This is a genomic window from Kribbella rubisoli, assembly GCF_004217145.1.
Lineage (GTDB): Bacteria > Actinomycetota > Actinomycetes > Propionibacteriales > Kribbellaceae > Kribbella > Kribbella rubisoli.
This window is the reverse complement of sequence record NZ_SHKR01000008.1, coordinates 1-1,643: the sequence shown is the minus strand read 5'-3', so window position 1 is coordinate 1,643 and position 1,643 is coordinate 1. Positions and strand designations below refer to the sequence as shown.

The following is a 1,643-nucleotide window of genomic DNA, read 5'->3' as shown; positions in this document are numbered from 1 at the left end:
GGCGGGTTCACACGGTCCTCGCAACACCTCAATTTGAGGAGTTGCGAGGGCCGTGTCGTTTTCGGCGGAGTGTGCTGGTCTGCTGCGGCTGGTTGATGCCGGGTCGTCGGTGAGTGCTGCGGCGGTGGAGTTGGGGATGTCGCGGGCGCGTGCGTACCGGTTGTTGCGGGAGTCGGGGCGGCGTGTGGGGCGGGCGAGGACGAGCATCTCTGGTGAGATGCGGGAGCGGGTGGTCGGTGAGTTCGGTGTGTCGGGGAGTGTGAACCGGGCGGCGAAGGCGGCTGGGTTGAGTCATGGTGCTGCGCGGCGGATTCTGGTGGCCGCCGGGCTGGTGCAGGCCGACCGGGGGCCGGCCGGAAGGCCGGGCGCGAAGGACCGGTTCCTGCAGTTGGTCGAGGAAGGCTGGTCGATCGCTCGCGCGTCGGTGGAGGTGGGGGTGAATCCGCGGACTGGGCGGGACTGGCGGCGCGGGATCCGCAGGGTCGGTAACACGCGGGTCCATCCCGACGGCACGGTCGTGGACTACACCGCCGGAACCCGCTACTCAACCGGTGTGGCCACAACCAGCGGTGATGTGGGAATCAGCGATGATGCAGGCACCGGCGGCACCGGCGGCGCCGGTGAGCGGTACTTGTCGCTGGATGACCGGTTGGTGATCGCCGACGGGCTGATCAACCGGCAGACATTGACCGCGATCGCGGCCGGGATCGGCCGGAACAAGTCCACGGTCTGCCGTGAGGTCCGCGCGCACAGCGTCGACGGGATCTACCTGCCCCACCAGGCTGATCGCACCGCCGCGGCCGCCAGGGCCCGGCCGAAGCCGCCCAAGCTGGTCACCAACCCCGCGCTGCGCGAACAGGTCGAGCAGGGCCTGGAACAGAAGTTGTCTCCGGAGCAGATCTCGAACAGGCTCGTCAAGGACTTCCCCGACGACGAGAGCATGCGCGTGAGCCACGAAACGATCTACCAGGCGCTGTACTTCCAGGCCCGCGGCGGACTGAAGCGCGAAGTCGTCACCGCGCTGCGCACAGGCCGGACCCGCCGCAAACCGCAGCGCCGCCCAGACCAGCGCCAGCAGCGGTTCGTCGACGACATGATCATGATCTCCGAGCGGCCGGCCGAGGCCGACGACCGTGCCGTCCCCGGACACTGGGAAGGCGACCTGATCATGGGCGCGGGCAACCAGTCCGCGATCGGCACCCTGGTCGAACGTGCCACCCGCTACACGATGCTGGTCCACCTGCCCGGCGGCCACGACGCCGAGCAGGTGCGCGACGAGCTCATCCAGACGATGCAGACCTTGCCCGAGCACCTGCGCGGCTCGCTGACCTGGGACCAGGGCTGCGAGATGGCCCGGCACAAACAGTTCACCATCGCCACCGACATCGCCGTCTACTTCTGCGACCCGCACTCACCCTGGCAGCGCGGCACCAACGAGAACACCAACGGGCTCCTGCGCCAGTACTTCCCCAAGGGCACCGACCTCAGCGTCCACGGACCCGAAGACCTCGAACACGTCGCCCAGGAACTCAACGCCCGACCACGCAAAACGCTCGACTGGGACACCCCAGCCGAGCGTTTGCGTGATCTACTCACCACCTAGAAACCAAGGCGGTGTTGCAACGACCCCTTGAAACCGCCCA

1 protein-coding gene is annotated in these 1,643 nt (G+C 68.1%); it reads left to right on the top strand.

Annotated elements, in window-relative coordinates:
- Positions 1–388 precede the first annotated feature (388 nt).
- A complete protein-coding gene (locus tag EV645_RS02580; protein ID WP_422386610.1) occupies positions 389–1,603 on the top strand; it encodes an IS30 family transposase in 1,215 nt (404 codons plus the stop codon).
- Positions 1,604–1,643: the final 40 nt, after the last annotated feature.